Here is a 26,373-nt window from a genome sequence, read left to right on the forward strand (position 1 = left end):
TTTTTTAAAATTTAGTGACGAATTCGCAAAGAAAGTTCTTCTAATTGTTTATCAGAAACTTCACTAGGCGCATTCGTTAATAAACATGTAGCAGATGCTGTTTTAGGGAATGCGATTGTATCTCTCAAGTTTGTTCTATTAGTCAATAACATGACTAATCGGTCTAATCCTAATGCAATACCGCCATGTGGTGGTGCACCATATTTAAATGCATCTAGTAAGAAGCCGAACTGTTCTTGTGCTTGTTCTTTAGTAAATCCAAGAACTTCGAACATTTTTTCTTGTAACTCACCATCATGAATTCTGATTGAACCGCCACCTAATTCATAACCATTTAATACTATGTCATAAGCATTTGCCTCAGCTTCTTCTGGCGCAGTGCCAAGCTTAGCAATATCAGCTTCTTTTGGAGATGTAAATGGATGATGTGCTGCAACGTAACGTTTCGCATCTTCATCATATTCTAATAATGGCCAATCTGTCACCCATAAGAAGTTTAATTTTGTTTCATCGATTAAACCTAATTCTTTAGCTAATTTGACACGTAATGCACCTAAACTTTGTGCAACGACATTTGGTTTGTCTGCAACAAACATTACTAAGTCACCAGCTTCAGCACCAGTTAATGTAAGTAATGTTTCAACATTTTCTGTTTCAAAGAAACGTCCAATTGGACCTGTCAAACCATCTTCCACAACTTTAACCCACGCTAATCCTTTAGCACCATAGATGTTTACAAATTCTGTTAAAGCATCCATATCTTTACGAGTATATTGTTCAGCTGCACCTTTAGCGACAATTGCTTTAATTTCACCATCATTTTCAACAGTATCTTTAAATACTTTAAAGTCCATATCACGTCCTAATTGAGAAACGTCAATTAATTCCATTTCAAAACGTGTATCTGGTTTATCAGAACCATAGCGACGCATCGCTTCTTTATATGTCATGCGTGGGAAAGCGCCATTAATTTCAACGCCTTTAACTTCTTTAACAACTTTTTTAAGCATTTCTTCACCCATTTGCATCACATCTTCTTGGTCTACAAAACTCATTTCAATATCGACTTGTGTAAATTCAGGTTGACGATCTGCACGTAAATCTTCGTCACGGAAGCATTTTACGATTTGGTAGTATTTGTCAAATCCACTAATCATCAATAATTGCTTAAATAATTGTGGTGATTGTGGTAATGCATAAAATTCACCATCATGAACACGAGATGGTACTAAATAGTCACGTGCACCCTCAGGTGTTGACTTCGTTAGTACTGGTGTTTCGATGTCAAAGAACCCTTCATCATCCAAATATTGACGAATAGAACGTGTAATTTGATGTCTCATTTTAAATGTTTGCGCTAACTCTTGACGACGTAAATCTAAATAACGGTATTTTAATCGAATATTTTCATCAACGTTAACATTTTCTTCATTTATAGAAAATGGTGGTGTCTCAGATTTATTAATCACTTTAATATTTGTAACTTGTACTTCAACTTGGCCAGTTTTAATTTTAGGATTAACTGTTTCAGGGTCACGCTTCGTAACTGTACCTTGAACTTCTACAACATATTCAGAACGTACTGTTTCAGCAATTTTCAATGCCTCTTCTGAAAATGCAGGATTAAACACGACTTGTACAATTCCTTCTCTATCTCTTAAATCAACGAAAATCAATCCACCAAGGTCACGACGATTGTTAACCCATCCTTTTAATGTAATTTCTTGTCCTAAAAATGCCTCAGTAACTAATCCACAATAAGTTGTTCTCTTACTCATATTTTAACGCCCTCTCTACTTCTTAAAATATTCGACTAATGCGTCTAATTCAATTGTTTCAGATTCACCAGTTGTCATATTTTTAACATCGATTTTATTATTTTCTAATTCTTGATCACCAATAACGATTGTAAACTTGGCACCTAAACGGTCTGCTTGTTTCATTTGTCCTTTAATTTTACGCTGTAAATAGTCTTTATCTGCTTTAATACCATTATGTCTCAAATGATTTAATAGCTTCACAGCATATCGATCTGCTTGATCACCCATTGTAACAATGAATAAATCTAAGTTTTCTTCAATATCTAATTCGATACCTTCTTCTTCAAGTGCAAGCAATAATCGTTCTATACTTAGCGCAAAACCAATACCTGTTTCACTTGGACCATCTAGCAATTCTAATAAACCATTATAACGGCCACCACCACAAAGCGTTGTAATGGCACCATCATAGTTAGGGTTATCCATCATTAATTCAAATGCTGTATGTGTATAATAATCCAATCCACGAACTAAGTTAGGATCTTCAATATATGGAATACCTAAATCATCTAAATAAGCTTTTACTTGTTCATAATATGCCTTAGATTCCTCATTTAAGAAATCAGTGATTCTAGGTGCAGTCTTAATCGCTTCTTTATCACGGTCTACTTTACAATCCAAAATTCGCATCGGATTTGTATGCAAACGTGATTGACAATCTGAACAAAATTCATGAATTACTGGTTCAAAGTGTTTCACTAACGCTTCGTTATATTCTTTTCGAGACGCCATATCCCCTACACTATTAATAACAAGCTTTAAATGTTTTAATCCAAATGATTGATAAATATGCATAACCATAGCTAATACTTCTGCATCTACGCTAGGATTTTCAGCACCAATAGCTTCTACACCAAATTGATTAAATTGACGATAGCGTCCTTTTTGCTTACGTTCATATCTAAACATCGGTCCATTGTAATAAAGTTTAATTGGTTGGTTTGGATTACCTTGCATTTTATGTTCAATATATGAACGCACAACTGCAGCTGTTCCCTCAGGTCTTAATGTAATACTTCTATCGCCTTTATCTTTAAATGTATACATTTCTTTTTGTACGACATCGGTTGAATCACCAACACCTCTTGCAAAAAGATCTGTACTTTCAAAAATTGGTGTTCTTATTTCTTTATAATTATAAAATGTCATTAATTCATCTAATTGATTTTCAATGTAACGCCATTTCTTTGAATCTTCAGGTAAAATATCCTGCGTCCCTCTAGGTATTTTAATCATTTTGACATCTCCCTCGGCAAACTATTTTATTTAATTACCTTTTTAAAACTAAAACTATATACGACCACTTAACTTTGCACGATAAATCATAATCTTAAAAGCAAAAGAAAAAGCCCTTGCACAGCCTGAAACTGCACAAGGGACGAATATCCGTGTTGCCACCCTCATTGGTTTAAAAAACATGCCTAATTGTAATCATCATTACTTTTTATAAGCGTGCATTTAATAAACCCACTCAAAACGTTTAACGTACGTTTAACGGCTTTACTTTTCATAAAGCACCTCTTCTTGTGTTCAATGTATATAAACTACTCAGCATAATCTTTCAGTCTATGGATTATATTCCTACACAATCTTAGTTAGATTGCTACCTATTTCATTTACCATTTCAAGAATACTAACGGTTTTAGTTATAAAATTCAATATCAATGATAACTACTTTCACATATTTTTGCAAGCCCTACGCAGAAAAATAAATTTTAAGGCCATCAACAATTGCTTGTTCTAAAATTTGTCTATGTAATTGATCTTTAATCATCGTTTCATCAGTTGGGTTACTAATATAACCTAATTCTAATAAAACAGCAGGAACTTTTGTTTGTCTTAACACTTGATAATTTTCTTGTCTTGAACCGCGATTAGAAAGTAGACCTTTCTTCTGAATCGTAGCGTCTAACGTATCTGCTAAAGCTCTTTGATTATCATGATACCAATAAACTGTCATTCCATTTGCATTAGATGATTCTAACGCATCATTATGTATACTCAAATAGGCATCGCCTTTGATATCACGATTTTCTAGTGAAACATATGTATCGTCTGTTCTTGTCATCTTAACAGTTGCGCCTTCTTTTTCTAAAGTACGCTGCAATTCTTTTGCTGTTTTCAACGTATAATCTTTTTCTAAACTTTTATATTTAGTATTGCTTGAAGCACCCTGGTCACTACCTCCATGACCAGGATCAAGCACTATTGTTTTACCTTGCAAAGGATTTTTCTCCTTCGTATTATCCGCGACAATATCTAAATTTGTGTGCCATCCAGCTATCCAACCTTTTTCATTACTGGATGTATCTTCAACTTCAATCCATTTACCTACTTTACCAATCTTTTTAAAATGGTCACCTTTTTCAACTTTATATATGACTGGATACGCAGCGTTTGGACCTGTACGTAATTCAGCATTTTCAGTTATCGTGATGTTCCCACTATCTTCACTATTGCTATTCAGCAATAAAAATAAAAAGATGATAAATAAGACAAAGGCAATCACTACTATTAGAGTACGTTTATTTTTAAGACCCTTTTTAGATAACCATGCCTCTATTTTTTTCATTGAATTTTGCCGTCCTGACTTTCATAAATAATAGTGACTGGACCATCATTATTTATGCTAACATTCATGTGTGTTCCAAATTCACCTGTTTTCACAGTAAGACCATACGCTCGTAGCGCATCATTAAAATACTCATAAATTTTTACCGCTTGATCAGGATTTTTAGAATTTGAGAAACCTGGACGGTTACCTTTTTTTACATCTGCATAGAGAGTAAATTGTGAAACTGATAGTATTTCACCATTCATTTGTTGGATATTAAAGTTTAATTTATTATTGTCATCTTCAAATAATCTTGCATTAGCAATTTTCTTTGCAATTACATCTGCATCTTGCTCTGTAGAGTTCTGACCGATACCGACTAATAAACAATATCCTTTTTTGATTTGATTATTTAATGTATCATTCGTCACCGATGCTTCTTTAACTCTTTGTACAACTACTTTCATATTTTGCACCTCTAGTTCCAAACTCTTGTTACTGTATAAACATCACCAAGTTGTTTGATCTTTTCTACCACACGATAAACATCATTCACGTTTTTCACCATGACACTAATATTTATTATTGCATTTTTATCAATATCTGAACGTCCTGAAACTTTAATTAAATTGCCGGCTGTCGAGCTAACAGCTTGTAGTACTTCATTCAACAAGCCATTTCGGTCATACGCAGTTACCTCTAAATCAACCTGATATTTTTGAGTTGCGTCTTTTGATTTTACCCATTCAACATTAATTAGTCGTTCAGTTTCGTTCTTAATATTTGGGCAATCAGTGCGATGTACTTTAATACCGTGACCTTTGGTGATATAACCTACAATATCATCACCTGGTATAGGATTACAACATTTTGACAACTTGATAAGTACATTTTCTAAACCTTCTACATAGACACCACTATCAGTAATGATGTTGTCTTTAATAGGCAATGATTTCGTAACTTCTTGTGCTTCATTTAAAGCACGTTGTTTATCTAAAATACGTTGTCTTTCAGTTAATTTATTAACAATCTGTAAGGATGTCACGCCGCCAAATCCTACAGCTGCGAATAAATCATCTTCATTTGCAAAGTTATATTTTTCATTAACAACCTGAATATTTTTCTCTGTCAAAATATCTTCGACTCTAAATCCTTGCTCTTTTATTTCAGCTTCAACCATCATTCGGCCTTTTTCAATATTAGATGAACGATCTTGTTTTTTGAAGAAACTTTTAATTTTACCTTTGGCACTAGACGATTTAACAATTTTCAACCAATCACGACTTGGTCCATATGAATGTTTACTAGTACGTATTTCAACAATATCGCCTGTTTGTAAAATATAGTCAATTGGTACAATTTTGCCATTCACCTTGGCACCAATCATCTTATTACCTACTTCACTGTGAATCGCATAAGCAAAATCAATCGGCACAGCACCATATGGCAACTCAATAACATCACTCGCTGGGGTAAATGCGTATACTTTGTCACTCTGTAAGTCATATTTTAAGGTTTCCATAAATTCTTGAGCGTCAGACGATGTATGATCCGCTTCAGCTAATTCTTTTAACCAATTTAACTTATTTTGATAAGTTTGATCTTTTTCACTTACTTTTTTACCTTCTTTGTAAGCCCAGTGTGCTGCAACACCATGCTCAGCAATTTCGTGCATATCAAACGTTCGTATTTGGATTTCGAGCGGGTCTCCATTTGGGCCTACTACTGTAGTATGCAATGACTGATACAAATTTTGTTTAGGCATTGCAATATAATCTTTAAAACGTCCTGGCATCGGTTTCCATAACGTATGCACCAACCCAAGTATCGCATAACAATCATTAATAGAATTGACAATAACACGTATCGCCAACAAATCAAAAATTTGATCAAATTGTTTTTTCTGCTTCATCATTTTCCGATAAATACTGTAAATATGTTTAGGTCTACCATTTATATCGCCTTCGATATTCATTCGGTCCATTTCAGTACGTATTCTATCAATAGCCGTTTCGATATACGCTTCACGTTCACTACGTTTCTTCTTCATTAAATTGACTATTCTAAAATATTGCACATTATCAATATAACGAAGAGCCGTATCTTCTAGTTCCCATTTGATTGTATTAATACCAAGACGATGTGCTAATGGTGCATAAATTTCTAATGTTTCTCGAGAAATTCTAATTTGTTTTTCGCGCGGCATGGCTTTCAAGGTACGCATATTATGTAATCTGTCTGCTAATTTCACCAAAATTACGCGTACATCTTTGGCAATCGCAATAAATAACTTGCGATGATTTTCAGCTTGTTGTTCTTCTTTTGAGCGGTATTTTACTTTTTTAAGCTTCGTCACACCATCAACAATTCGAGCAACTTCTTCATTGAACATTTCTTTTACATCTTCAAATGTATACGGTGTATCTTCAATTACATCATGCAAAAAACCTGCGACAATCGTCGGTCCGTCTAATCGCATTTCTGTTAAAATACCTGCAACTTGTATAGGATGCATAATGTATGGTAATCCGTTTTTTCGGAACTGACCTTTATGTGCTTCATAAGCAATATGATAGCTTTTTAAAACATACTCATATTCATCTGCTGACAAATATGATTTTGCTTTGTGAAGAACTTCGTCTGCACTATATGGATATTCGTTGTTCATTATATGATACACCCCATTCATATTTATTACTTCGCCTTAAACAATGATTTAGGTACTCTTGTTGAATAGTATTTGTCCCACACCAATCATACGTCCGTCGACGATAAATATTTATCCTGTCGTCATTAATCGTAATATTAATTTTACTTGAGCGAGTTTAATTTGTATACTATTCCTACTTTTAAAACTTTTACAAAAATTCGACCTAAATCTACTGTTTCATTTTTTAAATATTAGTTCTATGATACTACAATTTATGAAATAAATAAACGATGTTATTAAGGTATAATGCTCAATCATCTAACATTTTCAGTAAATAAAAAATCCTAACATCTCATGTTAAGAAAACTTAAACAACTTTTTTAATTAAGTCATTGGTTCTTATACATTTGATGAAGGATTTCATTTGATAAAATTATATTATTTATTATTCGTCGTATGAGATTAAACTCATAACATCGTAATCTTTAATTTTTTCAATACCATTTAAATATTTCAATTCAATTATAAATGCAATACCTACTACGATACCGCCTAATTTTTCAACTAATTTTATTGCTGCTTCAATCGTACCACCAGTAGCTAATAAATCATCTGTAATTAACACACGTTGACCTGGTTTAATTGCATCTTTGTGCATTGTTAAAACATTTGTACCATATTCTAGGTCATACTCATAACGAATGACTTCACGAGGTAATTTCCCTTCTTTTCTAACAGGTGCAAAGCCAATCCCCATTGAATAAGCTACAGGACAGCCAATGATAAAGCCACGCGCTTCAGGTCCTACAACGATATCAACATCTCTGTCTTTTGCGTATTCTACAATTTTATCTGTTGCATAGCCATATGCTTCACCATTATCCATAATTGTAGTAATATCCTTGAAACTAACACCTGGTTTCGGCCAATCTTGAACTTCTGATACGTATTGCTTTAAATCCATTAATATTTCCTCCTAAATTGCTCACGACAATTGTGACTTTATCCAATTTTTTATTTCTGAAAAATCTTGATATAATAATTGCTTTTCAACATCCATACGTTGTTGTCTTAATTGATATACTTTGCTGGAATCAATCGATCTTTTATCAGGTTGTTGATTGATTCGAATTAAACCATCTTCTTGTGTTACAAATTTTAAGTCTAAGAAAACTTTCAACATGAATTTAAGTGTATCTGGTTTCACACTTAAATGTTGACACAATAACATACCCTCTTTCTGGATATTTGTTTCTTGTTTAGTTATTAATGCTTTATAACACTTTTTAAAAATATCCATATTAGGTATACCATCGAAGTAAATCGAATGATTATGTTGCAAAACTATATAAAGTTGAGAAAATTGCAGTTGTTGCAAGGAATTAGACAAGTCTTCCATTGACGTTGGTAAATCTCTTAATACTACTTTATCAGTTTGTTGTTTAATTTCTTCACCATAATAATATTCATTCGCATTTACTTTATCACTTTTAGGATGAATAAGCACGACAATATTTTCATCATTTTCTGTAAAAGGTAAACTTTTTCGCTTACTTCTATAATCTAATATTTGCTGTTCATTCATCGCAATATCTTGAATAATTATTTGCGGTGATTGATTACCATTCCATTCGTTGATTTGAACAGATCCTAATATATTAATTGGCTGTTCATCTTGTAACTCAGGTTCTAAGTGTCCATTTTGCCAAAATAGCGCGGCGATATTACTTTCACCAAGTGTCAATTTTAGATGATTTTTTTGTTGACCTATCGCCTTAACTGAAGAAACTGATAAATCATCCATTTCAAAAATAGGTCTAGAAAAATCTGTTCCGAAGGGTCTTAAACGATTCATATCACGAATATTTTTAATCGTTATATCATTTTCTGTTAATAATACATCTACTTGCTTTACGGGATCTAACGAAGTTGTTTTAGATAATTCTTTCATCCATTTATTTAAACCTTCAGCTAACGATTCTATATTTTCAATATCCATCGTCATACCTGCAGCCATATGATGGCCGCCAAATTTAGCGATTAACTCTTGATGTGCTGATAGTATTTCAAACATCGACACTTGATCAATTGATCTGGCGGAGCCTTTTGCATGATTTTGCTCCCTATCAATATTTAAAATTAATGTTGGCAAAGCAAATGTTTCGACAATTTTCGAAGCAACAATACCTAAGACACCTTCATGCCAATTTTCTTTTGCTAAAAGTAAAAATAAATCTCCCTTTTTAACTTTCGTTTCTGCCATAGCCATTGCTTCTTCTGTGATAGTTGCTACAATATCTTTTCTTTCACGGTTAAAATGTTCAACTTGTTCTGCTAAAAATGCAGCTTCTTCTTCGACGTCAGTCATCAACAATTCGCAAGCTAATGATGCGTCATCTAAACGACCTACAGCATTAAGTCTAGGTCCAATAATAAAACCAATTGTTTCTTCATCAATATTGTCATTGTATCCCGCTTCTTTTAGCAATGCTTTAACAGAGGTCGGACATTGATCATTTAAGACTTTTAATCCTTGTTTCACTAATGATCGATTTTCATCAGTTAAGGATACTAAATCCGCAATGGTACCTATCGCAACTAATGCTTTAAAATAATCAGGTACATTTTCAATCAATGCTTGTGCTAATTTGTATGCAACACCTGCACCACACAATTGTTGGAACGGATAATTAAACGATGGATGCATTGGATGTACGATTGCATATGCTTCTGGTAATGTACTACCAATTTCATGATGATCAGTTACAATGACATCAACTCCTAAATCTTGAACCATTTTAATTTCATTATGACCTTGTATGCCATTATCAACAGTTATGATTAATGTTATGCCTTCATCATGAGCATTTCTAAATGCTAGTTCGTTTGGTCCATATCCTTCGGTAAAGCGGTTAGGAATATGCCATCCTACTTGTGCACCTAAAAGTTGTAATGTTATCACTAAAATTGTAGTTGCGGTAACACCGTCGGCATCGTAATCACCATAAACTAGGATTTTCTCATCATTCGCTATCGCTCTTTTAATTCTTTCAATAGTCTTAGTCATATCGCTCAATTGCAGTGCATCATGATTGATATCTGTATCTGAAATGATGGATTCTATTGCTTGTTCATCAATAATCGATTTACTTTCTAATATTTTTTTTACGATTGGCGTTAACTTTAATTTTGATGTTAATTCATCACTTATGTATTCAGCTGGTTTAGTTAATTTCCACTTATACTTCGGTTTAATCATATATATTTACGCCTCATTTCCAAAAGACATTATATCTAAAATTACTTTAAATAAAAAGCACTTATCTAAATAATCAAGACTTTAATTATACCATTTTTTAAAAATGAATGCGGGAACTTATTTATATATATTTTGTTAAATTTAAATAAAGTAAAAAGCGGTATGTGAACTCTTTATTGTTTCACATACCGCTTAATTCATTTTAAACTAAAATCTTTTCATCGTTCGATTTCTTTTCTTTATATACAACTAATTTGTGTTTCGGCGATTTTTTCAACTGACGTTTTTTCATTATTCCCCATAGCGGAACGGCAATGAAGATTGAAGAGAATACACCAGAAATCAATCCGATAAATAATGCTAAAGTAAAGTTGAATATCGTAGGAGCACCGAAGAATAGTATAGCAACTACTACTACAATAACTGTTAATACTGTATTAATTGAACGTGTCATTGTCTGTCTAATTGATCTATTAACGATATCATCAATTTGTTCTGTTGTCGTAATCACTTTAACCTTTTGTAAGTTTTCACGTACACGGTCAAACGTTACGATTGTATCATTAATTGAATAACCGACAATTGTTAATACAGCGGCGATAAATGTTAAATCTACTTCAATTCTAAATAAACTGAAAATCGCTACTATAATGAATACATCATGTAATAATGCCAATACAGATGAAAGACCCATGCGCCATTCAAATCGTAATGATACATAGATGATGATACCTATCGATGCATAGATTAATGCAAGCATTGCATTTTTTGCTAATTCCTGTCCAATAATTGGTGATACAGTGTTAATTTGAGGTGTGTCACCGAATTTCGATTTAATATTATCACTCAATTTATTATCTTGAGCACGCGTTAAATCGTCTTTAAATTGAACAGTTGCTACTTTATTGTCTTTACCATTGATCTGAATTTGATCCGCTTTAAGTCCACTATCTTTTACAACTTGCTCTACCTTTTGTTGAGTAATTGCTTGTTTAGATTGGAAATCTACGCGTGTACCACTTGAGAAATCAATTCCTAAGTTTAACTTGAAGATATAAAGAATAACTAAACCGACAACTACAATTAAAATACTTACTCCAATTAATGGCTTAGCTAATTTAACAAAATTCCATTTCTCGAATGAAGTTTTAAGGTCATGAACATCTACACCTTCATTAATATCATGTCGTTTATTCTTTTTAACACCAAATAACCAAAATTGATTTTTGAATATATTTGATGAAACAAGTAATGATAATAAGAATCTTGATAAGAACACGGCTGTAACAAAGATCATTAGAATACCTAATAATAACATTGTCGCGAAACCTTTAACTGAACTTTCACCGAAGAAGAATAATACTGCTGCGGCGATAACTGTTGTTAAGTTAGAATCAAAAATTGTTAGGAATGAACTTTTGTTTGCTTTAGAAAAGGCTTGCTTTATCGTTCTACCTATTCGAAGTTCATCCTTAATACGCTCATACATGATAATATTGGCATCTACAGCCATACCTACACCTAATACCAACGCCGCTAATCCTGGTAAAGTTAGAACCCCGGAAATGAAATTAAATGCTACTAACGTTAGATAGATATAAGTTGTCAATGCAATAATCGCTACTAAACCAGGTAATCGGTAGAATCCAAGCATGAATAAATAAATTAATGCTACACCAATAAACGATGCAAACACAGTTTTATCTAATGCATCTTGACCAAATTGGGCACCTACTGAGTTTGAATAAATTTCTTTCAAGTCAACTGGTAAAGAACCTGCATTTAACAATTCGGCGATTTGTTTTGCTTTTTTAACGCCTTCTTGTCCTTTAAATCCACCCGAGATTTCTACGCTATCAGAATTGATTGGTTGATCAACACTTGCTGCAGAAATAAATTTAGGGTTTTTCTTTTGTGCTTCTTTTTTATAGCTGTCACCTTTTTTGAAATCTAACCAAACAACCATGACATTATCACGTTTCTTAGAGATTTCTTCCGTTACTTTTTTAAATTTGTTTTTGTCTTTTACTTTAAAAGTAACTGTAGGCTGGTTTGTTTCCTGTTTAAATTCTTGTTTGGCAGATCCCTGTTTAATATCAGAACCGCTTAATTTTACTTTATCTTCTGCATCGCGAATTGTTAAATTAGCTTGAGAAGATAAAATTTTACGTGCTTCATTCTGGTCTGTTACACCAGCAAGTTGTACTCTAATTCTATTAGGTTCTTCAACTTGAATTTTAGGTTCCGAAACACCTAAAACGTTAACACGATTTTCTAATGTTTGCGCTGTTGATTGTAAGGCTTTTTTATCTATTTTGTCGCCTTTATTTAAAGGATCGACTTGATAAAGCACCTCAAATCCACCTTGCAAATCAAGTCCTAAATTGACATTCTTTATAACACTTTTATAAGTTGCAGCCATTCCGGCAAACAACAATACGACTAAAAGCAAGAACGCAATTATTCTACTACTTTTCTTCACATGAACACCTCATTATTTACGTATGTATTTAGAATACTTGAATACTATTTTATAACGCAAGTTAAATCTTTCTTACAAAATTTATTAGCCTTATACATATTAACATACTAGAGCAGGGAGTAAAAATAGTCATAGATATATTTAATTTAAATTTAACAATTATTATGTATCACAATTTCTTTTTTTGGAATAAAAATAAGCTATTCTACATACTACTTATAACTTAAAAAGGATGAAACGCTATTCGTTTCATCCTTTTTAATACCACTTCTCATTATGAAGGGTCAACTTGTTTAATAGCAGGTTTTTCGAAAGTTAATTCAGTACCATGACCATTAACTGTAATAACAACAGTTGTTTCATCTACTGCTTTAACAGTACCTTTAATACCACCAATAGTTGTAATTCTTTGACCAGATTGAATGTTATTAATCAACTCACGATGCTGTTTCGCACGTTTTTGTTGTGGTCTGATCATCAAGAAATACATAACCGCAAAAATTACGACTATATATATTAGTAATGAAAATTGCATTTTATACGCTCCTCTTGCTTAAAAGTTTTTTGGGTTCTCAACATTTAATCCATATTGCTCGAAGAATTCTTCTTTGAAATCTAAAAGACGATCTTCTCGAATGGCTTGTCTTATATCTTCCATTAATTTTAGCAGAAAATGTAAATTATGAATAGTAGTAAGACGAATACCAAAAGTTTCCTCTGCCTTGATTAAATGACGTATATACGCTCTTGAATAGTTTTGACATGTATAACAGTCACAATTCTCATCTAACGGTCTTAAATCATCTGCAAATTTTGCATTTTTAATAACTAAACGACCTTGCGATGTCATACAAGTACCATTTCTGGCAATACGTGTCGGTAAGACACAATCAAACATATCCATGCCGCGAATACTACATTCGATTAACGCATCTGGAGATCCTACACCCATTAAATATCTTGGTTTATCTTTAGGCATAAACTGCTCTGTATGTTCAACCATTTTATACATAACCGGTTTAGGTTCACCAACTGACAAACCGCCGATTGCATAACCAGGAAAATCTAATTCTACTAAATCCTTTGCACTTTGTTCTCTTAAATCTTCATATTCGCCACCTTGTATAATGCCGAACAATGCTTGATCTTCAGGTCTTTGGTGTGCATCTAGACATCTTTTCGCCCAACGTGTTGTACGTTCAATAGATTTTTTTACATAATCATATTCAGCAGGCATCGGTGGACATTCATCAAATGCCATCATAATATCAGATCCTAAATCATTTTGAATTTGCATTGATTTCTCAGGACTCAAAAATAATTTAGACCCATTAGTATGATGTCTAAATTCCACGCCTTCTTCTGTAATTTTACGTAAATTACTTAAACTAAACACTTGGAAACCGCCTGAATCTGTAAGAATCGGACCATCCCAATTCATGAATTTATGTAATCCCCCAGCGTGTTTGATAATATCATTTCCGGGTTGTAACCACAAATGATATGTGTTGCCCAAAATGATTTTTGCTTCAATTTGTCTTAACTCTTCTGGACTCATTGTTTTAACGGTTGCTTTAGTACCAACTGGCATAAACATAGGTGTTTCAAATGAACCGTGTGGTGTGTGCACGATACCTAAACGCGCACCTGATTGTTTACAAGTTTTAATGTGTTCGTATGTTACTGCAGGCATATTCAAAATCCTCACATTCTTTTTATATAATTAACATTGCATCGCCAAAACTAAAGAATCTATATTCTAAATTTACTGCCGTTTTATAAGCATTCAGAACATTTTCACGACTACTAAACGCTGATACTAGCATAACTAATGTTGATTTTGGTAAATGAAAATTAGTAATCTGGCCATCAATTGCTTTAAAATCAAATCCTGGATAAATAAATATATTAGTCCAGCCACTCGTTTCAACAAATTTATCATGATCGCGTCGAATTGTTTCAAGTGTACGTGTTGAAGTTGTACCAACTGATATAATGCGATGTCCTTTGGACTTAGTATCATTTAATAAATCAGCTGTTTCTTGTGTCATTTGATAATATTCACTATGCATTTCGTGGTCATTCACATCGTCTACGCTCACCGGTCTAAACGTACCTAACCCAACATGTAATGTAACAAATGCGATATTAACACCTTTATTTTTAATTTCAATTAATAACTCATCAGTAAAATGTAATCCTGCTGTTGGTGCTGCCGCTGAACCACTTTCTTTAGCGTAAACTGTTTGATAACGATCTGGATCATCTAAACGTTCTTTGATGTATGGTGGCAGTGGCATTTCCCCTAATTCATCTAATCTTTCTTGTAAAATACCTTCATAATGTAAACGCATGATGCGTCCACCTTGATCCATTTCTTTTATGCATTCAGCTATAATTTTGCCATTACCAAAATTCAATTTATTACCAACTTTAATACGCTTAGCTGGTTTCAGTAAGACTTCCCAATCATTACCTTCAATTTGAGTTAACATTAACATTTCAACTTTTGCACCAGTTTCTTCTTTTAAACCAAAAAGTCTAGCTGGCATTACTCGCGTATCGTTAAGCACTAATGTATCACCAGGTCTAAAATACTCAATGATATCTTTGAAATGTAAATGTTTCATTTCACCAGTTTCTCTATCCATGACTAATAAACGACTATGATCACGATCTTTTAAAGGCGTTTGAGCAATTAATGATTCTGGTAAGTCATAGTCAAATTCTTCAATATTCACGTTATTCTCTCTCCTCATTCGACTTTGCAAAATGTTCATAAGCTAATGGTGTTGCTTTTCTGCCACGTGGCGTACGTTCTAAAAAGCCTTTCTGAATAAGAAATGGCTCATAAACGTCCTCAATTGTAATACGTTCTTCACCAATTGTTACGGCAATCGTATCTAAACCAACAGGTCCGCCATTATACTGCTTAATAATACAGTTCATCATTTTATGATCAATGTAATCTAGTCCGTGTTGATCAACTTGAAGTAAACCTAATGCGTGCTTCGTTGTTTCAATGTATATTTGTTCATCTTCATTCACTTGCTGGAAGTCTCTTACCCGCTTCAATAGTCGATTTGCTACTCTTGGAGTCCCTCTAGAACGTTTAGCAAGTTCAATGGCACTTTCTTCATCAATACCTGTGCCTAAAACCTCAGCTGTTCTAATAATGATTTCTTTTAAATCTGATTCGTTATAATATTCTAATCTTAAGTGCACACCAAATCGATCCCTTAGTGGACCTGTTAAGCTGCCAGCTCGCGTTGTTGCACCTACCAAAGTGAATGGAGGTAAGTCGATACGGATACTTCTAGCCTCATCGCCTTTACCAATGATAATATCTAAAAAGAAATCTTCCATTGCAGGGTATAACACTTCTTCAACAACACTACTCAGTCTGTGTATTTCATCAATAAACAAAACATCTCCAGGTTGAAGTCCTGATAAAATTGCAGCCAAATCACCAGGTCTTTCTAATGAAGGCCCTGATACTGTACGTATATTAACTTCCATTTCATTGGCAATGATATTAGATAATGTTGTCTTACCTAATCCAGGGGGGCCAAAAAGCAATACATGATCTAATGGTTCATGACGAAGTTTAGCCGCTTTAATAAATACTTCTAAATTACTTTTTATTGAATTTTGACCAATATATTGTCGTAATCTCGTAGGTCTAAGCGACAATTCGAAATCAGTTTCTTCACTATGCATTGATTGATCAACCATACGCTCATTCATGACAACACTTCCCCTATTAATCTATTTAAAATTAAGATACAACTAATTGAAGACCTGCCTTAACAGCTTCATCAACTGAGTCATATTTATTTTTATTTAACGTTTTCTCAACTTTTGCAAGCTCTCGTTTAGAATAACCTAATGCTTCTAACGCTAACATTGCTTCTTGCACGAATTGATCTTGCACCGTCGAAGTAGCGTCTACTTGTAATAATGAATCGCTATCTTCTTCAGTAATTTTCACTTTACCTTTTAAATCTAAGACAATCTGTCTTGCCGTTTTCTTACCAATTCCTGGGAATTTAGTTAAATACGTATCATTTTCATTTTCAATGGCACGTTTTACTTCATTAGGCGTACTTGTCGCTAAAATAGCTAAAGCTGATTTCGGACCAATACCAGTAACTTTAATTAAACTCAAGAACATATCTTTCTCTTCTTCACTACTAAATCCATACAATAATTGTGCATCTTCACGAACAATTAAAGATGTATGAATTAAAACTTCATGATCTAGATGCTTTTGAAAACGATAAGAATTTGGTGTTTGAATTTCATAACCAACACCAGCAGTTTCAACAACTACGTGTGTAGGATATAAATGTGTTAACTTACCTTTGACATACGCGTACATTATAGGCACATCCTTACATACTCATACTAATTAATTCTACTTTTGATACATAATCTAAATTTCTCAAAGCGCCAATAACATCTTCTACTGAAGTTTCTTTAGATTTAGCATTCAGTGATAATGTTATTGTTGCTTTTTCTTCCATTGGAATACTTTGATGAATCGTTAATACAGATAGTTCTAACTTTGATATAACATCTAGTACACGTGCCAACATACCAACAATATCAGTTACATATAAAATTAATGTAAATTCTCGATGGTCAAGCATTTTATCGTCTACTGGAAATATCGTTTCTCTATATTTATAAAAAGCACTTCTAGATAGATCAAACTGTTTAACGGCATCATAAATGGACAATGTCGGATCACTTTTTAAGGCATCTTTAATCTTCAATGTTTTAACCACGGATTCAGGCAAGACATCTTCTCTAATTAAATAAAACTTTTTATAATCTTTATTGTCCATCATGTTTCGCTCCTATTCAACGAATTCAAATTCTCCGCCAAGAATTCTAACGATATCACCATTTTTACAACCACGTTCTCTAAGCGCATCATCAATACCCATCGAACGCATTTGACGAGCAAATCGACGTACTGCTGGATCACTGTTAAAGTCAGTCATTTTAAACATTCTTTCAATAGCATTACCACTTACCACATAAGCACCATCATCATCTCTTGAAATTGTAAATTTATCTTGTGACGGTGTATGTTTATATAATACTCGGTTAATGCCAACTGACTCCTCTTCTTCAACTGTGAAGTCAACATCTTTATATTCTTCTAATTTATCTGCTATTGCATATAATAATTGATCAATATTATCACGCGTTATTGTTGAAACTGGAATAACTGGCACATCTTCGCCAATTTCTTCTTTAAACAAGTTTAAATTATCTTGTGATTCAGGTAAATCCATCTTGTTAGCTACTACGATTTGAGGTCTATCTTCTAAACGTTGCTCGTACGCAGCTAATTCTTGATTAATGACTTTATAATCTTCAATAGGTTCTCTACCTTCAGAACCGCTCATATCAATCATGTGAACAATAACTTTTGTTCTCTCTACATGTCTTAAAAATTGATGTCCTAATCCAACGCCATCAGATGCACCTTCAATTAAACCTGGTAAATCTGCCATAACAAAACTACGTTGATCAGGCGTTGAAACAACACCTAGATTTGGTTTAATCGTTGTAAAATGATATGCCCCAATTTTAGGCTTAGCTTTTGAAACGATAGATAATAAAGTCGATTTACCCACACTAGGGAAACCTACTAATCCTACATCAGCTAATAATTTCAATTCTAAAGATACATCTAATTCCTCACCTGGTTCACCTTTTTCACTGAAGTCAGGTGCAGGGTTTCTAGGTGTTGCAAAACGTGAATTACCTCGGCCACCTCGACCGCCCTTCGCTACTACAGCTCTTTGACCATCTTCAACAAGATCTGCTAACACTTCGTCTGTTTCAACATTTTTAATAATTGTACCAGGTGGAACTTTTAATACTAAATCTTCCGCATTTTTACCATGCATATTACTACTTTGGCCATTTTCACCTTTGCTTGCTTTAAAATGACGTTGATATCTAAAATCTAATAACGTTCTTAAACCTTCATCCACTTCAAATACGACTGAAGCACCTTTACCACCGTCACCGCCAGCTGGTCCACCAAATGGTACATATTTTTCTCTTCTGTATGCGGTAATACCATTACCACCATCACCGGCTTTAAGAGATATTTTGACTTGATCGACAAACATATATCTCACCTCTTTTACATATAATTTTCATTTTCCCAATAATTATAGCATATTAGAGCCCCTTATATATTGTAAATAATTAGGGGCTCTTATGCAGTTACTTTTATAAATCTTTGCTTTAAAATACTTATATTTCTCAGCACCAATTGTGGTACAGTTTATTCTTTAAACGCTGCAACTGTATTCCTTTGTCCCCCTTATAGTTTAGTGATTAGGGGCTCTTATACAGTTGCACATTTAGTATAACGTCTAAAATTCCCATTTTTTAATAACATAATGAAAATAATAATGAAAAACATTTTATAAAAAGTAAAAAACACCAGAAGATTCACTTCTGGTGTTAACTAGACAAAATTATTCAGCTACTGCATATACAGAAACTTGTTTTTTGTCGCGACCTTTACGTTCGAATTTAACAACGCCGTCGATTTTAGCGAATAATGTATCATCGCCACCACGACCTACATTTTCACCAGGGTAAATTTTAGTACCACGTTGGCGATATAAAATTGAACCACCTGTTACGAATTGACCGTCAGCACGTTTAGCACCTAAGCGTTTTGATTCAGAGTCACGTCCGTTTTTTGTAGAACTTACCCCTTTTTTAGATGCGAAGAATTGTAAGTTTAATTTTAACATCGGAATGCACCTCACTTATAATTTAATCTAATATTCTCATTATATTCTTCTTCAATAGTTTGTAAAGACACAAGCATTGTTTGAAGAATTAGTTGCGCTTCATCGTTGTTTGTATCAACGCTTCTTATATGAAAATGACCACCATTGTCGTCATAATTGATATCTGGTCTCTCAGATGTCAATCCTATAATCGCATTAACACTACCAAACAATACAGCTGAAGCTCCAGCACAAACGATATCATGACCATATTCACCATGGTCAGCATGGCCATCCATAATAACGTCTGTTACTTTGCCTTCATCATTAACTGTAATATCAACAGTAATCATAATAATTACGCGTTGATTTTATCGATTGTTAATTTAGTGTATGGTTGACGATGGCCTTTTTTACGTTTTGAATTTTTACGACGTTTGTATGTGAATACAGTGATTTTTTTACCGCGACCTTGTTTATTAACAGTAGCAGTAACTGTTGCACCTTCAACTGTTGGCGCTCCAACTTTAACTGAATCTCCACCTACAAATAATACTTTATCAAATGTAAAAGTATCTCCTTCGTTTACGTCTAATTTTTCAACGAAGATTTCTTGACCTTCTTCTACTTTGATTTGTTTTCCACCTGTTTCAATAATAGCAAACATACTTTGCACCTCCTGTATAATAAGTCACGCCATACATAGGTGACATTTCGTTATTGAGTCAAGCGTTTGCACTCTGTGGGAAAATCGCTTTCTTCATTAAAAATGTTCTTGAACCTATATTTGAGCGGTTGTATGTAGCTACTTATAACTACTCAACTATTGCATCTTACCATTGACGACGTTTCATGTCAATGTCATTGTTTGTTTTTTTAAGGAACTTTATAATCAACGGATAAAGCATAATCAACAGTACAAAATTCATAATTAATGTTGGCAATAATCTAAAGACTACAAAATGAATAATATCAAATTGAATGAATCCTAACATACCGTATATTAATGCCACATAGACTTCTAATAATAAGGTGCTGGCTAATATAATAATGAATAACATCGAATGATCTTTGTAAAAAATTTTAAAGAATCGATCTATAAGTGCTAAAAACAATATATAGCCAAATAAGTACACTCCATAAATACTACCAAAGTATACATCAGTCATTACGCCTAAAAATATGCTGAGCAATAATGATACGCCAAAGCCACGATACACTACCATCATTAAAATATACATAAATGTAAGGTGTGGTACAAATACAAGTTCAAACTTACCTATGTGCATTGGAATAAGAAGCCCAATTGCAGTATCTATATAAAATAGTAAAATACCTATCAAAAAATAATACAGTGTACGCATTATTTATCCCTGCTTTCATCATCAGGAATTGTTTTAGGATCTCTTTTTGCAACATAAACATGACTCAAATCTGTTAAGTCCGCACCAGTCTTAACCCTAACTTCTTTAGCTAAGCCGTATTGATCATTTTGAACCTTAGTCACTTCTCCTATATATAAATTACTTGGTAGTTGATCAGCTAATCCACTTGTAACGACTTTATCACCTTTTGAGATATTATCTCTATTATTAATGTCACTAATTACAAGTTCTGAGTTCTTTTCATCATAACGATCAATTAAACCAAATATATTTTTAGAACCGTGTTGTATATTTACAGATAATTTACCCGCACGTGTATTAGTTGAGATTAAATCAACTTGTGAAGAAAATTTATTAACTTTAGTAACTCTTCCAACAAAACCTTGTGATGTCATCACAGCCATATTTGAAGTTATACCTGATTTAGATCCCTTATCAATTACAATTGTATTCATCCACTGATCCGGATTTCTTGCCAAAACCGTAGTAGAAATAGGATCAAATTTTGAAATATCTTTTAAATCAAGCTCTTTTTTTAATTTTTCATTTTCCGCTTCTAATTGTTGGTTCTTAGATTCTAACTGGCTAATCTTATTTTTAGATTCTTTAGAATCTCCTTTTTTAAAAAAGTCCCCAATCGTACCAGCAACAAAATTAACTGGATAACTCACAACTCGTTGTCCAAAAGACACAGAATCACCTATATATTGTTCAGGAGGTGATTGAGATTGTGAACGTATGGACAGCCCAATTAATGCAATAAAAACGATAATTGCACATAAAACAACAATTAATTTGTTATTTTTAAAAAACTTAAGCACCCAGAACACCTCTATTATGTCAAAATATTGTATATCCTTTTCTATTTTATATTACTCCCATTATGAAATAAAGCACTAACTACGAATTACTTTGAAAATGAACAACTCCGTAAAAAATTTGTGGCATTTTAAAAACAAAAAAACTACTAGCAAACATTCCAGTCACTAGTAGTTTAAATAATCGATTTAAATTTTAAAATTATTTGTTTGTATCGTTCGAGGATTCACTGTTCGAATTCTGAAGTTGTCTCCAACGTGCGAATAAGTTCTGGGCCTTTTGTTGTTCATTAGCTTGTTTCTGTTTTGATTGTTCTGCCATTTGAACTACACCAACCTTTTAAATTTATTCTAGTGACAGGATAACTAAAATATATTTCTTATGCAATAATTTCCTATTGATAAGCATTTTCAGATTTTAGTTGTAAATTTTGCCCTAATTCATTTAAGTCTTGTTGCATTTCAAATTCAGTATTGTAAACACGCATTGACTCATCTCCAAATTTATAAAGAATAAATTCGTCTCCTCTTTGACCTATAATATATTGATCATTATAAGCCATGCGATTCATTCCAGACACAGCCATAAACTCTTGTTTATCTATCATTTTAAATACATTTTTAATTTGGCTTAATGGTACATTCTTTATTAAATCATTTTCTTTTAATGAATATTTCTCACCACTTACATAAACATGTTGGGCATCATTAGTGGGTTGCGTAACTTGATTCATTTGATCATTATCGTGATTTACAGGATTCCAATCTTGTTCTTTTAAAAAAGGTGCGTATTTCAAGGCGATATAAACAATTATCACAATTGCTATTACTGCTATAATGTTTTTAATCATACTAAATATCAATCTCATAGTTCGCCTCCAATGTCTTCATCTAATTATATATTTTATTATGTATATTTTCCTCAGTCTTCAGCCTTAATCATGATATATCTTAGGACTGATGCACGTTCATTTAAAATAGCTTATAATTTTGTTATGATTTAAAAGCGTATTAGGAGGTTTGTAGCATTGAGTATACTAACAATTATTTTAATAGCACTATTAGTCATCCTCCTTTTTAGAGTTGGACTTTCTATTTTGCGATTTTTAATTTATGTCGGACTTGTTTTATTATGTATTTACTTAGGATATCAAGGTTTAATTTGGTTGCTCGATTTTTTTCAAATAAATAGTGGATTTTTACCGCACTTTCAATTTAACAATTAAATTTATTCTGCATAACAAAACTCCTAATGTACTAGTTTAGAATTTTTTAACTAGTTCCACATTAGGAGTTTTAGTTTGTTTTCAAGCACGGATACTACTTGATGAACAGATTACTATTACTTACGCCCAAATGCGTTAGATAAAAATCGTATCAGCGCGTAGCTACCACTTAGTAAAAGGCCCCAAACGATTCCAGTAAAAATTGAGCCAATTGCTACACTTAATAAAGGAAAAGCTTGTTTCGTAACGATTACACCTGCTAACGCGGTTACTAAAATACCTAACGTAGATAAAGCTAATGTTATTAAAAGATTGCGCTTTGTTACAGGTTCATTTTTAATATTTAACTGCATGGTATAAACCATTGGCACGAGAACCCCGATAATAATAAATAGAGTCACTATTTTTCCTCCAATGAAAGTACTTCGTAGGTATTATACACAAGATACGTCATTAATTCTATCAACTTCAATCATTTTCATCAAAGTAACCCGCTTCTACAAGACTGGTAAATCTATTATCACCGATTATAATATGATCCAATAAATCTATCCCTAAAATCAAACCACACTCCTTCAACCTCATTGTTGTTATGATATCTTCTTGTGAGGGCGTTACATCACCGGATGGATGATTATGAACTGCGATGATTGCATTGGCATTTTCTCTCACCGCAATACTAAAAATTTCACGTGGATGTACAATCGAACTATTTAATGTACCTTTAAAAACACAGGTTTCTTTAATCACTACATTTTTTGAATTTAACAATAAAATGACAAAATGTTCTTGTGTTAAATCTTTCATTGTTGGAATCATATAATCAGCAACATCACTTGGTTGCGTTATTTTTATACGATTATTTTCAGCTCTTCTCCCCATCCTTTCCCCTAACTCAAATGCTGCTTTTAAAGTAATTGCTTTTTGTAATCCAATCCCTTTAACTTTTATCAAATCGTTAATTGAAGATTTTTTCAATTCATTCAGATTCGAAGCAGATTTAAGCAGTTCATTACTAATGTCTATGCTCGAGAATCCTTTTCTTCCGGTGTTAATTAATATAGCTAATAATTCTGTATTCGAAAGACTTTTTGCACCATGGCTTAACAAACGTTCTCTTGGCATTTCTGAAGTTACCATTTCTTTAATTTTCAAAAATATACGCCTCCTAAAAATTGATGGATATCATTATAAAAAAGTGAATTGATAAAAAAGGAAATAAATATAAATGGAACAAGGGGTAATAGTTTAATCGGCTTAAATATCATGGTAATTAAAGCAACTAAACCAGCAATGACAAATGTAAATAAAATGACATAAATAGTGAATTGGAGAGGGAAAAACAAAGAAAGTGCAGATATTAGTAAAACGTCACCATAACCAATATATGCCCGAAATAAAAAGTAGAATATATGCGTGGTCATACTAATAATGATAAAAGCTACTGGATAAATCATACTTAACGAGAGAGAAACGATACAATAAATTATAATTAAGCGACAATCTAACATTAAAGAAGTGATATCGGTCATAGTAAAAATAAGCAGAAAAACATATGTAGTTATAAATAGCGTAGCATTTACGTATGTGAAATCATACTTAATAAAGACGATAGGTATTAAAGCAAAGGTTTCCCCTAAGAAATGTGTTAGGGAAATACGCTTTCGACAGTTTCGACATCGCCCTTTTAATAATAAAAAACTAATAATCGGCATTAATTCATACCATTTGAGTGACGAATTACAATAATCACATTTCGATCTTCTATGTAAATAATCAAATGACGTTTCTTCTATAGATATAAATTGATATAGAAAACTAAAAATACAACTGCAACTATAAGATAACAATACTACCAAATGACAACCTCCTTATGTAAATTATAGTTAGTTATTACCAAAATGTAAATATACACTATTTTTCAAGAATTGAACCGCTTTTTCATTTAAATTTTTCAATATTGCTAAGCATAATTGATGGATACTTTAACAACCCATTACTGCTCGGCAAAATTAATAATGGCAAGAAATTGAACCTTATAAACACATACGATTTAGAGCATAAAAAATAACCATGAAGCTCTACCTATTGATTAAATAGATTCTTCATGGCTATTTTAGTTTTAGTTTTATAATGCTTCAAAGTCTAATTTTGATTTAACTTCACTTATGAAATACAGACTACCGGTAATTACTAATGTATCACCTTGATAATTTTTTATAAATTCAACGTAGTCATCTACTAATTGTATTTCATCATTTTCAATACTACCTACAATTTCTTCTTTGCGTAACGCTTTCGGAAAATCAAATTCAGTTGCATAAAACGTATGCGCAATTAAACTTAAATGTTTGACCATCTCGTTAATCGGTTTTCCGTTTATTGCTGAGAACAAAATATCTACTTTTTCTTTATCATGGTACTGTTTAATTGTATCAATTAGAGCATCTATACTCTCTGAATTATGTGCGCCATCCAAAATGATTAAAGGTTTGTCATGCACCTGCTCAATACGTCCAGTCCAACGAACTGATTCAATACCGTCTATCATCTTATTGAAATCTAATTCAATTAATCCTTGTTCATTTAATTCAATAAGAGCTGTTATGGCTAATGCAGCATTTTGTTTCTGATGTTCACCTAACATGCTTAAAATGATTGTTTCTAATTCATAATCTTTATAACGGTAAGTAAATTCATCATTTTGCGATACAACAACAATTTCTCTATCTAATTCAATTGGCTTTGCATGTTGTTCAATTGCGCGTTCACGAACATATTTTAATGCATCTTCATTTTTAACAGCATATATCACTGGAACGTTAGGCTTTATAATCGCGCCTTTATCCCTAGCAATATCTAGATAAGTACCACCTAAAATATCTGTATGGTCTAGACCGATACTAGTTAAGATTGATAAAACCGGTGTAAAGACATTTGTCGAATCGTTCTTTATACCCAATCCAGCCTCAACAATGACAAAATCAACAGGATGTATTTCACCAAAATATAAAAACATCATCGCTGTGATTATTTCGAATTCAGTTGCAACACCTAAATCTGTTTCACGTTCCATCATTTCACTTACTGGTTTAATACGTGATACTAATTCTACAATAGCGTCATTTGATATTGGCACACCATTTAGACTAATTCGTTCATTAAATGTTTCAATAAACGGCGACGTAAATGTACCTACTTCATAACCATTTTCAACTAAAGCTGTTCTAAGGTAAGCAACTGTAGAGCCTTTACCATTTGTGCCACCTACATGAATACCCTTAATGTTATTTTGAGGATTATTAAATTGTGCTAGCATCCATTCCATACGTTTAACACCTGGTTTGATGCCAAATTTAGTTCTTTCGTGTATCCAATACAAGCTCTCTAGGTAATTCATTGTTAC

27 protein-coding genes and 1 other annotated feature are annotated in these 26,373 nt (G+C 32.8%); of the genes, 1 reads left to right on the forward strand and 26 read right to left on the reverse strand.

Features of this window, described 5'->3' with window-relative positions:
• Positions 1–11 precede the first annotated feature (11 nt).
• The 22 genes from aspS to AA076_RS08385 form a co-directional block, all read right to left on the reverse strand.
• Positions 12–1,778 carry an aspartate--tRNA ligase gene (gene aspS / locus AA076_RS08280; protein WP_000044800.1) on the reverse strand — a complete coding sequence of 589 codons (1,767 nt, stop codon included), beginning with the start codon at positions 1,776–1,778 and terminating at the stop codon, positions 12–14.
• Positions 1,779–1,793: 15 nt separating this feature from the next.
• Complete coding sequence (gene hisS / locus AA076_RS08285; RefSeq protein ID WP_000590826.1) at positions 1,794–3,056, reverse strand: histidine--tRNA ligase; 1,263 nt, start codon at positions 3,054–3,056, stop codon at positions 1,794–1,796.
• A 460-nt stretch (positions 3,057–3,516) separates the two neighbouring features.
• Positions 3,517–4,392, reverse strand: a complete 876-nt coding sequence (locus AA076_RS08290) for an N-acetylmuramoyl-L-alanine amidase family protein (RefSeq protein ID WP_000717800.1) — start codon at positions 4,390–4,392, stop codon at positions 3,517–3,519.
• A complete protein-coding gene (gene dtd / locus AA076_RS08295) occupies positions 4,389–4,841 on the reverse strand; it encodes a D-aminoacyl-tRNA deacylase (protein ID WP_000869983.1) in 453 nt (150 codons plus the stop codon). The genes AA076_RS08290 and dtd overlap by 4 nt, the downstream gene beginning before the upstream one ends.
• 11 nt (positions 4,842–4,852) lie before the next feature.
• Positions 4,853–7,042, reverse strand: a complete 2,190-nt coding sequence (locus tag AA076_RS08300) for a RelA/SpoT family protein (RefSeq protein WP_001058583.1) — start codon at positions 7,040–7,042, stop codon at positions 4,853–4,855.
• Positions 7,043–7,469: 427 nt separating this feature from the next.
• On the reverse strand, positions 7,470–7,988 hold the full coding sequence (locus tag AA076_RS08305) for an adenine phosphoribosyltransferase (RefSeq protein ID WP_000364542.1): 519 nt from the start codon (positions 7,986–7,988) through the stop codon (positions 7,470–7,472).
• Positions 7,989–8,009: 21 nt separating this feature from the next.
• A complete protein-coding gene (recJ, locus tag AA076_RS08310) occupies positions 8,010–10,283 on the reverse strand; it encodes a single-stranded-DNA-specific exonuclease RecJ (protein WP_000594993.1) in 2,274 nt (757 codons plus the stop codon).
• A 202-nt stretch (positions 10,284–10,485) separates the two neighbouring features.
• Positions 10,486–12,765, reverse strand: a complete 2,280-nt coding sequence (secDF, locus tag AA076_RS08315; RefSeq protein ID WP_000749795.1) for a protein translocase subunit SecDF — start codon at positions 12,763–12,765, stop codon at positions 10,486–10,488.
• Between the two features lie 274 nt (positions 12,766–13,039).
• On the reverse strand, positions 13,040–13,300 hold the full coding sequence (yajC, locus tag AA076_RS08320) for a preprotein translocase subunit YajC (RefSeq protein WP_001160682.1): 261 nt from the start codon (positions 13,298–13,300) through the stop codon (positions 13,040–13,042).
• Between the two features lie 18 nt (positions 13,301–13,318).
• Positions 13,319–14,458, reverse strand: a complete 1,140-nt coding sequence (gene tgt / locus AA076_RS08325) for a tRNA guanosine(34) transglycosylase Tgt (RefSeq protein ID WP_001112045.1) — start codon at positions 14,456–14,458, stop codon at positions 13,319–13,321.
• 22 nt (positions 14,459–14,480) lie between these two features.
• The gene (gene queA / locus AA076_RS08330) at positions 14,481–15,506 is read right to left on the reverse strand and encodes a tRNA preQ1(34) S-adenosylmethionine ribosyltransferase-isomerase QueA (protein ID WP_001019172.1); all 1,026 of its coding nucleotides are present in this window, start codon (positions 15,504–15,506) and stop codon (positions 14,481–14,483) included.
• Between the two features lies 1 nt (position 15,507).
• Positions 15,508–16,512: a Holliday junction branch migration DNA helicase RuvB gene (gene ruvB, locus AA076_RS08335; RefSeq protein WP_001005767.1), complete on the reverse strand. Its 1,005-nt coding sequence runs from the start codon at positions 16,510–16,512 to the stop codon at positions 15,508–15,510.
• A 31-nt stretch (positions 16,513–16,543) separates the two neighbouring features.
• Entirely contained in the window at positions 16,544–17,146 is a 603-nt protein-coding gene (gene ruvA, locus AA076_RS08340) for a Holliday junction branch migration protein RuvA (protein WP_000271547.1), read from the reverse strand.
• Between the two features lie 13 nt (positions 17,147–17,159).
• The gene (locus tag AA076_RS08345; protein ID WP_000368902.1) at positions 17,160–17,615 is read right to left on the reverse strand and encodes an ACT domain-containing protein; all 456 of its coding nucleotides are present in this window, start codon (positions 17,613–17,615) and stop codon (positions 17,160–17,162) included.
• A gap of 12 nt (positions 17,616–17,627) precedes the next feature.
• Positions 17,628–18,920, reverse strand: a complete 1,293-nt coding sequence (gene obgE / locus AA076_RS08350) for a GTPase ObgE (protein WP_000496100.1) — start codon at positions 18,918–18,920, stop codon at positions 17,628–17,630.
• 354 nt (positions 18,921–19,274) lie between these two features.
• Entirely contained in the window at positions 19,275–19,559 is a 285-nt protein-coding gene (rpmA, locus tag AA076_RS08355; protein ID WP_000916187.1) for a 50S ribosomal protein L27, read from the reverse strand.
• Between the two features lie 11 nt (positions 19,560–19,570).
• Positions 19,571–19,891, reverse strand: a complete 321-nt coding sequence (locus tag AA076_RS08360; protein WP_000633692.1) for a ribosomal-processing cysteine protease Prp — start codon at positions 19,889–19,891, stop codon at positions 19,571–19,573.
• A 5-nt stretch (positions 19,892–19,896) separates the two neighbouring features.
• The gene (gene rplU, locus AA076_RS08365; RefSeq protein WP_000457386.1) at positions 19,897–20,205 is read right to left on the reverse strand and encodes a 50S ribosomal protein L21; all 309 of its coding nucleotides are present in this window, start codon (positions 20,203–20,205) and stop codon (positions 19,897–19,899) included.
• A 12-nt stretch (positions 20,206–20,217) separates the two neighbouring features.
• Positions 20,218–20,345, reverse strand: a sequence feature (ribosomal protein L21 leader region).
• A 26-nt stretch (positions 20,346–20,371) separates the two neighbouring features.
• Positions 20,372–20,902 (reverse strand): rod shape-determining protein MreD, encoded by a 531-nt coding sequence (mreD, locus tag AA076_RS08370; RefSeq protein WP_001259925.1) that lies wholly within the window; start codon positions 20,900–20,902, stop codon positions 20,372–20,374.
• Complete coding sequence (gene mreC, locus AA076_RS08375) at positions 20,902–21,744, reverse strand: rod shape-determining protein MreC (protein WP_000911041.1); 843 nt, start codon at positions 21,742–21,744, stop codon at positions 20,902–20,904. Before mreC ends, mreD begins: the two co-directional genes overlap by 1 nt.
• Positions 21,745–21,943: 199 nt before the next feature.
• Positions 21,944–22,063 (reverse strand): hypothetical protein, encoded by a 120-nt coding sequence (locus AA076_RS15070; protein ID WP_000840602.1) that lies wholly within the window; start codon positions 22,061–22,063, stop codon positions 21,944–21,946.
• A gap of 73 nt (positions 22,064–22,136) precedes the next feature.
• On the reverse strand, positions 22,137–22,610 hold the full coding sequence (locus tag AA076_RS08385; RefSeq protein WP_001236735.1) for a DUF4930 family protein: 474 nt from the start codon (positions 22,608–22,610) through the stop codon (positions 22,137–22,139).
• A gap of 159 nt (positions 22,611–22,769) precedes the next feature.
• Here AA076_RS08385 and AA076_RS15075 point away from each other — a divergent pair, with 159 nt between their 5' ends.
• Positions 22,770–22,967, forward strand: a complete 198-nt coding sequence (locus AA076_RS15075) for a hypothetical protein (protein WP_000025835.1) — start codon at positions 22,770–22,772, stop codon at positions 22,965–22,967.
• Positions 22,968–23,083: 116 nt separating this feature from the next.
• Here the strand turns inward: AA076_RS15075 and AA076_RS08390 are convergent, their stop codons facing one another.
• The 4 genes from AA076_RS08390 to AA076_RS08410 all read right to left on the reverse strand — a co-directional run bounded on the left by AA076_RS08390 (position 23,084) and on the right by AA076_RS08410 (position 26,367).
• Entirely contained in the window at positions 23,084–23,368 is a 285-nt protein-coding gene (locus AA076_RS08390) for a hypothetical protein (RefSeq protein WP_000171859.1), read from the reverse strand.
• Between the two features lie 67 nt (positions 23,369–23,435).
• A complete protein-coding gene (gene radC, locus AA076_RS08395; protein WP_000692870.1) occupies positions 23,436–24,122 on the reverse strand; it encodes a RadC family protein in 687 nt (228 codons plus the stop codon).
• Positions 24,119–24,826 (reverse strand): prepilin peptidase, encoded by a 708-nt coding sequence (locus AA076_RS08400; RefSeq protein WP_000261115.1) that lies wholly within the window; start codon positions 24,824–24,826, stop codon positions 24,119–24,121. Before AA076_RS08400 ends, radC begins: the two co-directional genes overlap by 4 nt.
• Positions 24,827–25,095: 269 nt before the next feature.
• Entirely contained in the window at positions 25,096–26,367 is a 1,272-nt protein-coding gene (locus AA076_RS08410) for a bifunctional folylpolyglutamate synthase/dihydrofolate synthase (protein WP_001108346.1), read from the reverse strand.
• Between the last annotated feature and the right edge of the window lie 6 nt (positions 26,368–26,373).

This window comes from Staphylococcus aureus (assembly GCF_001027105.1).
Taxonomy (GTDB): Bacteria; Bacillota; Bacilli; order Staphylococcales; family Staphylococcaceae; genus Staphylococcus; species Staphylococcus aureus.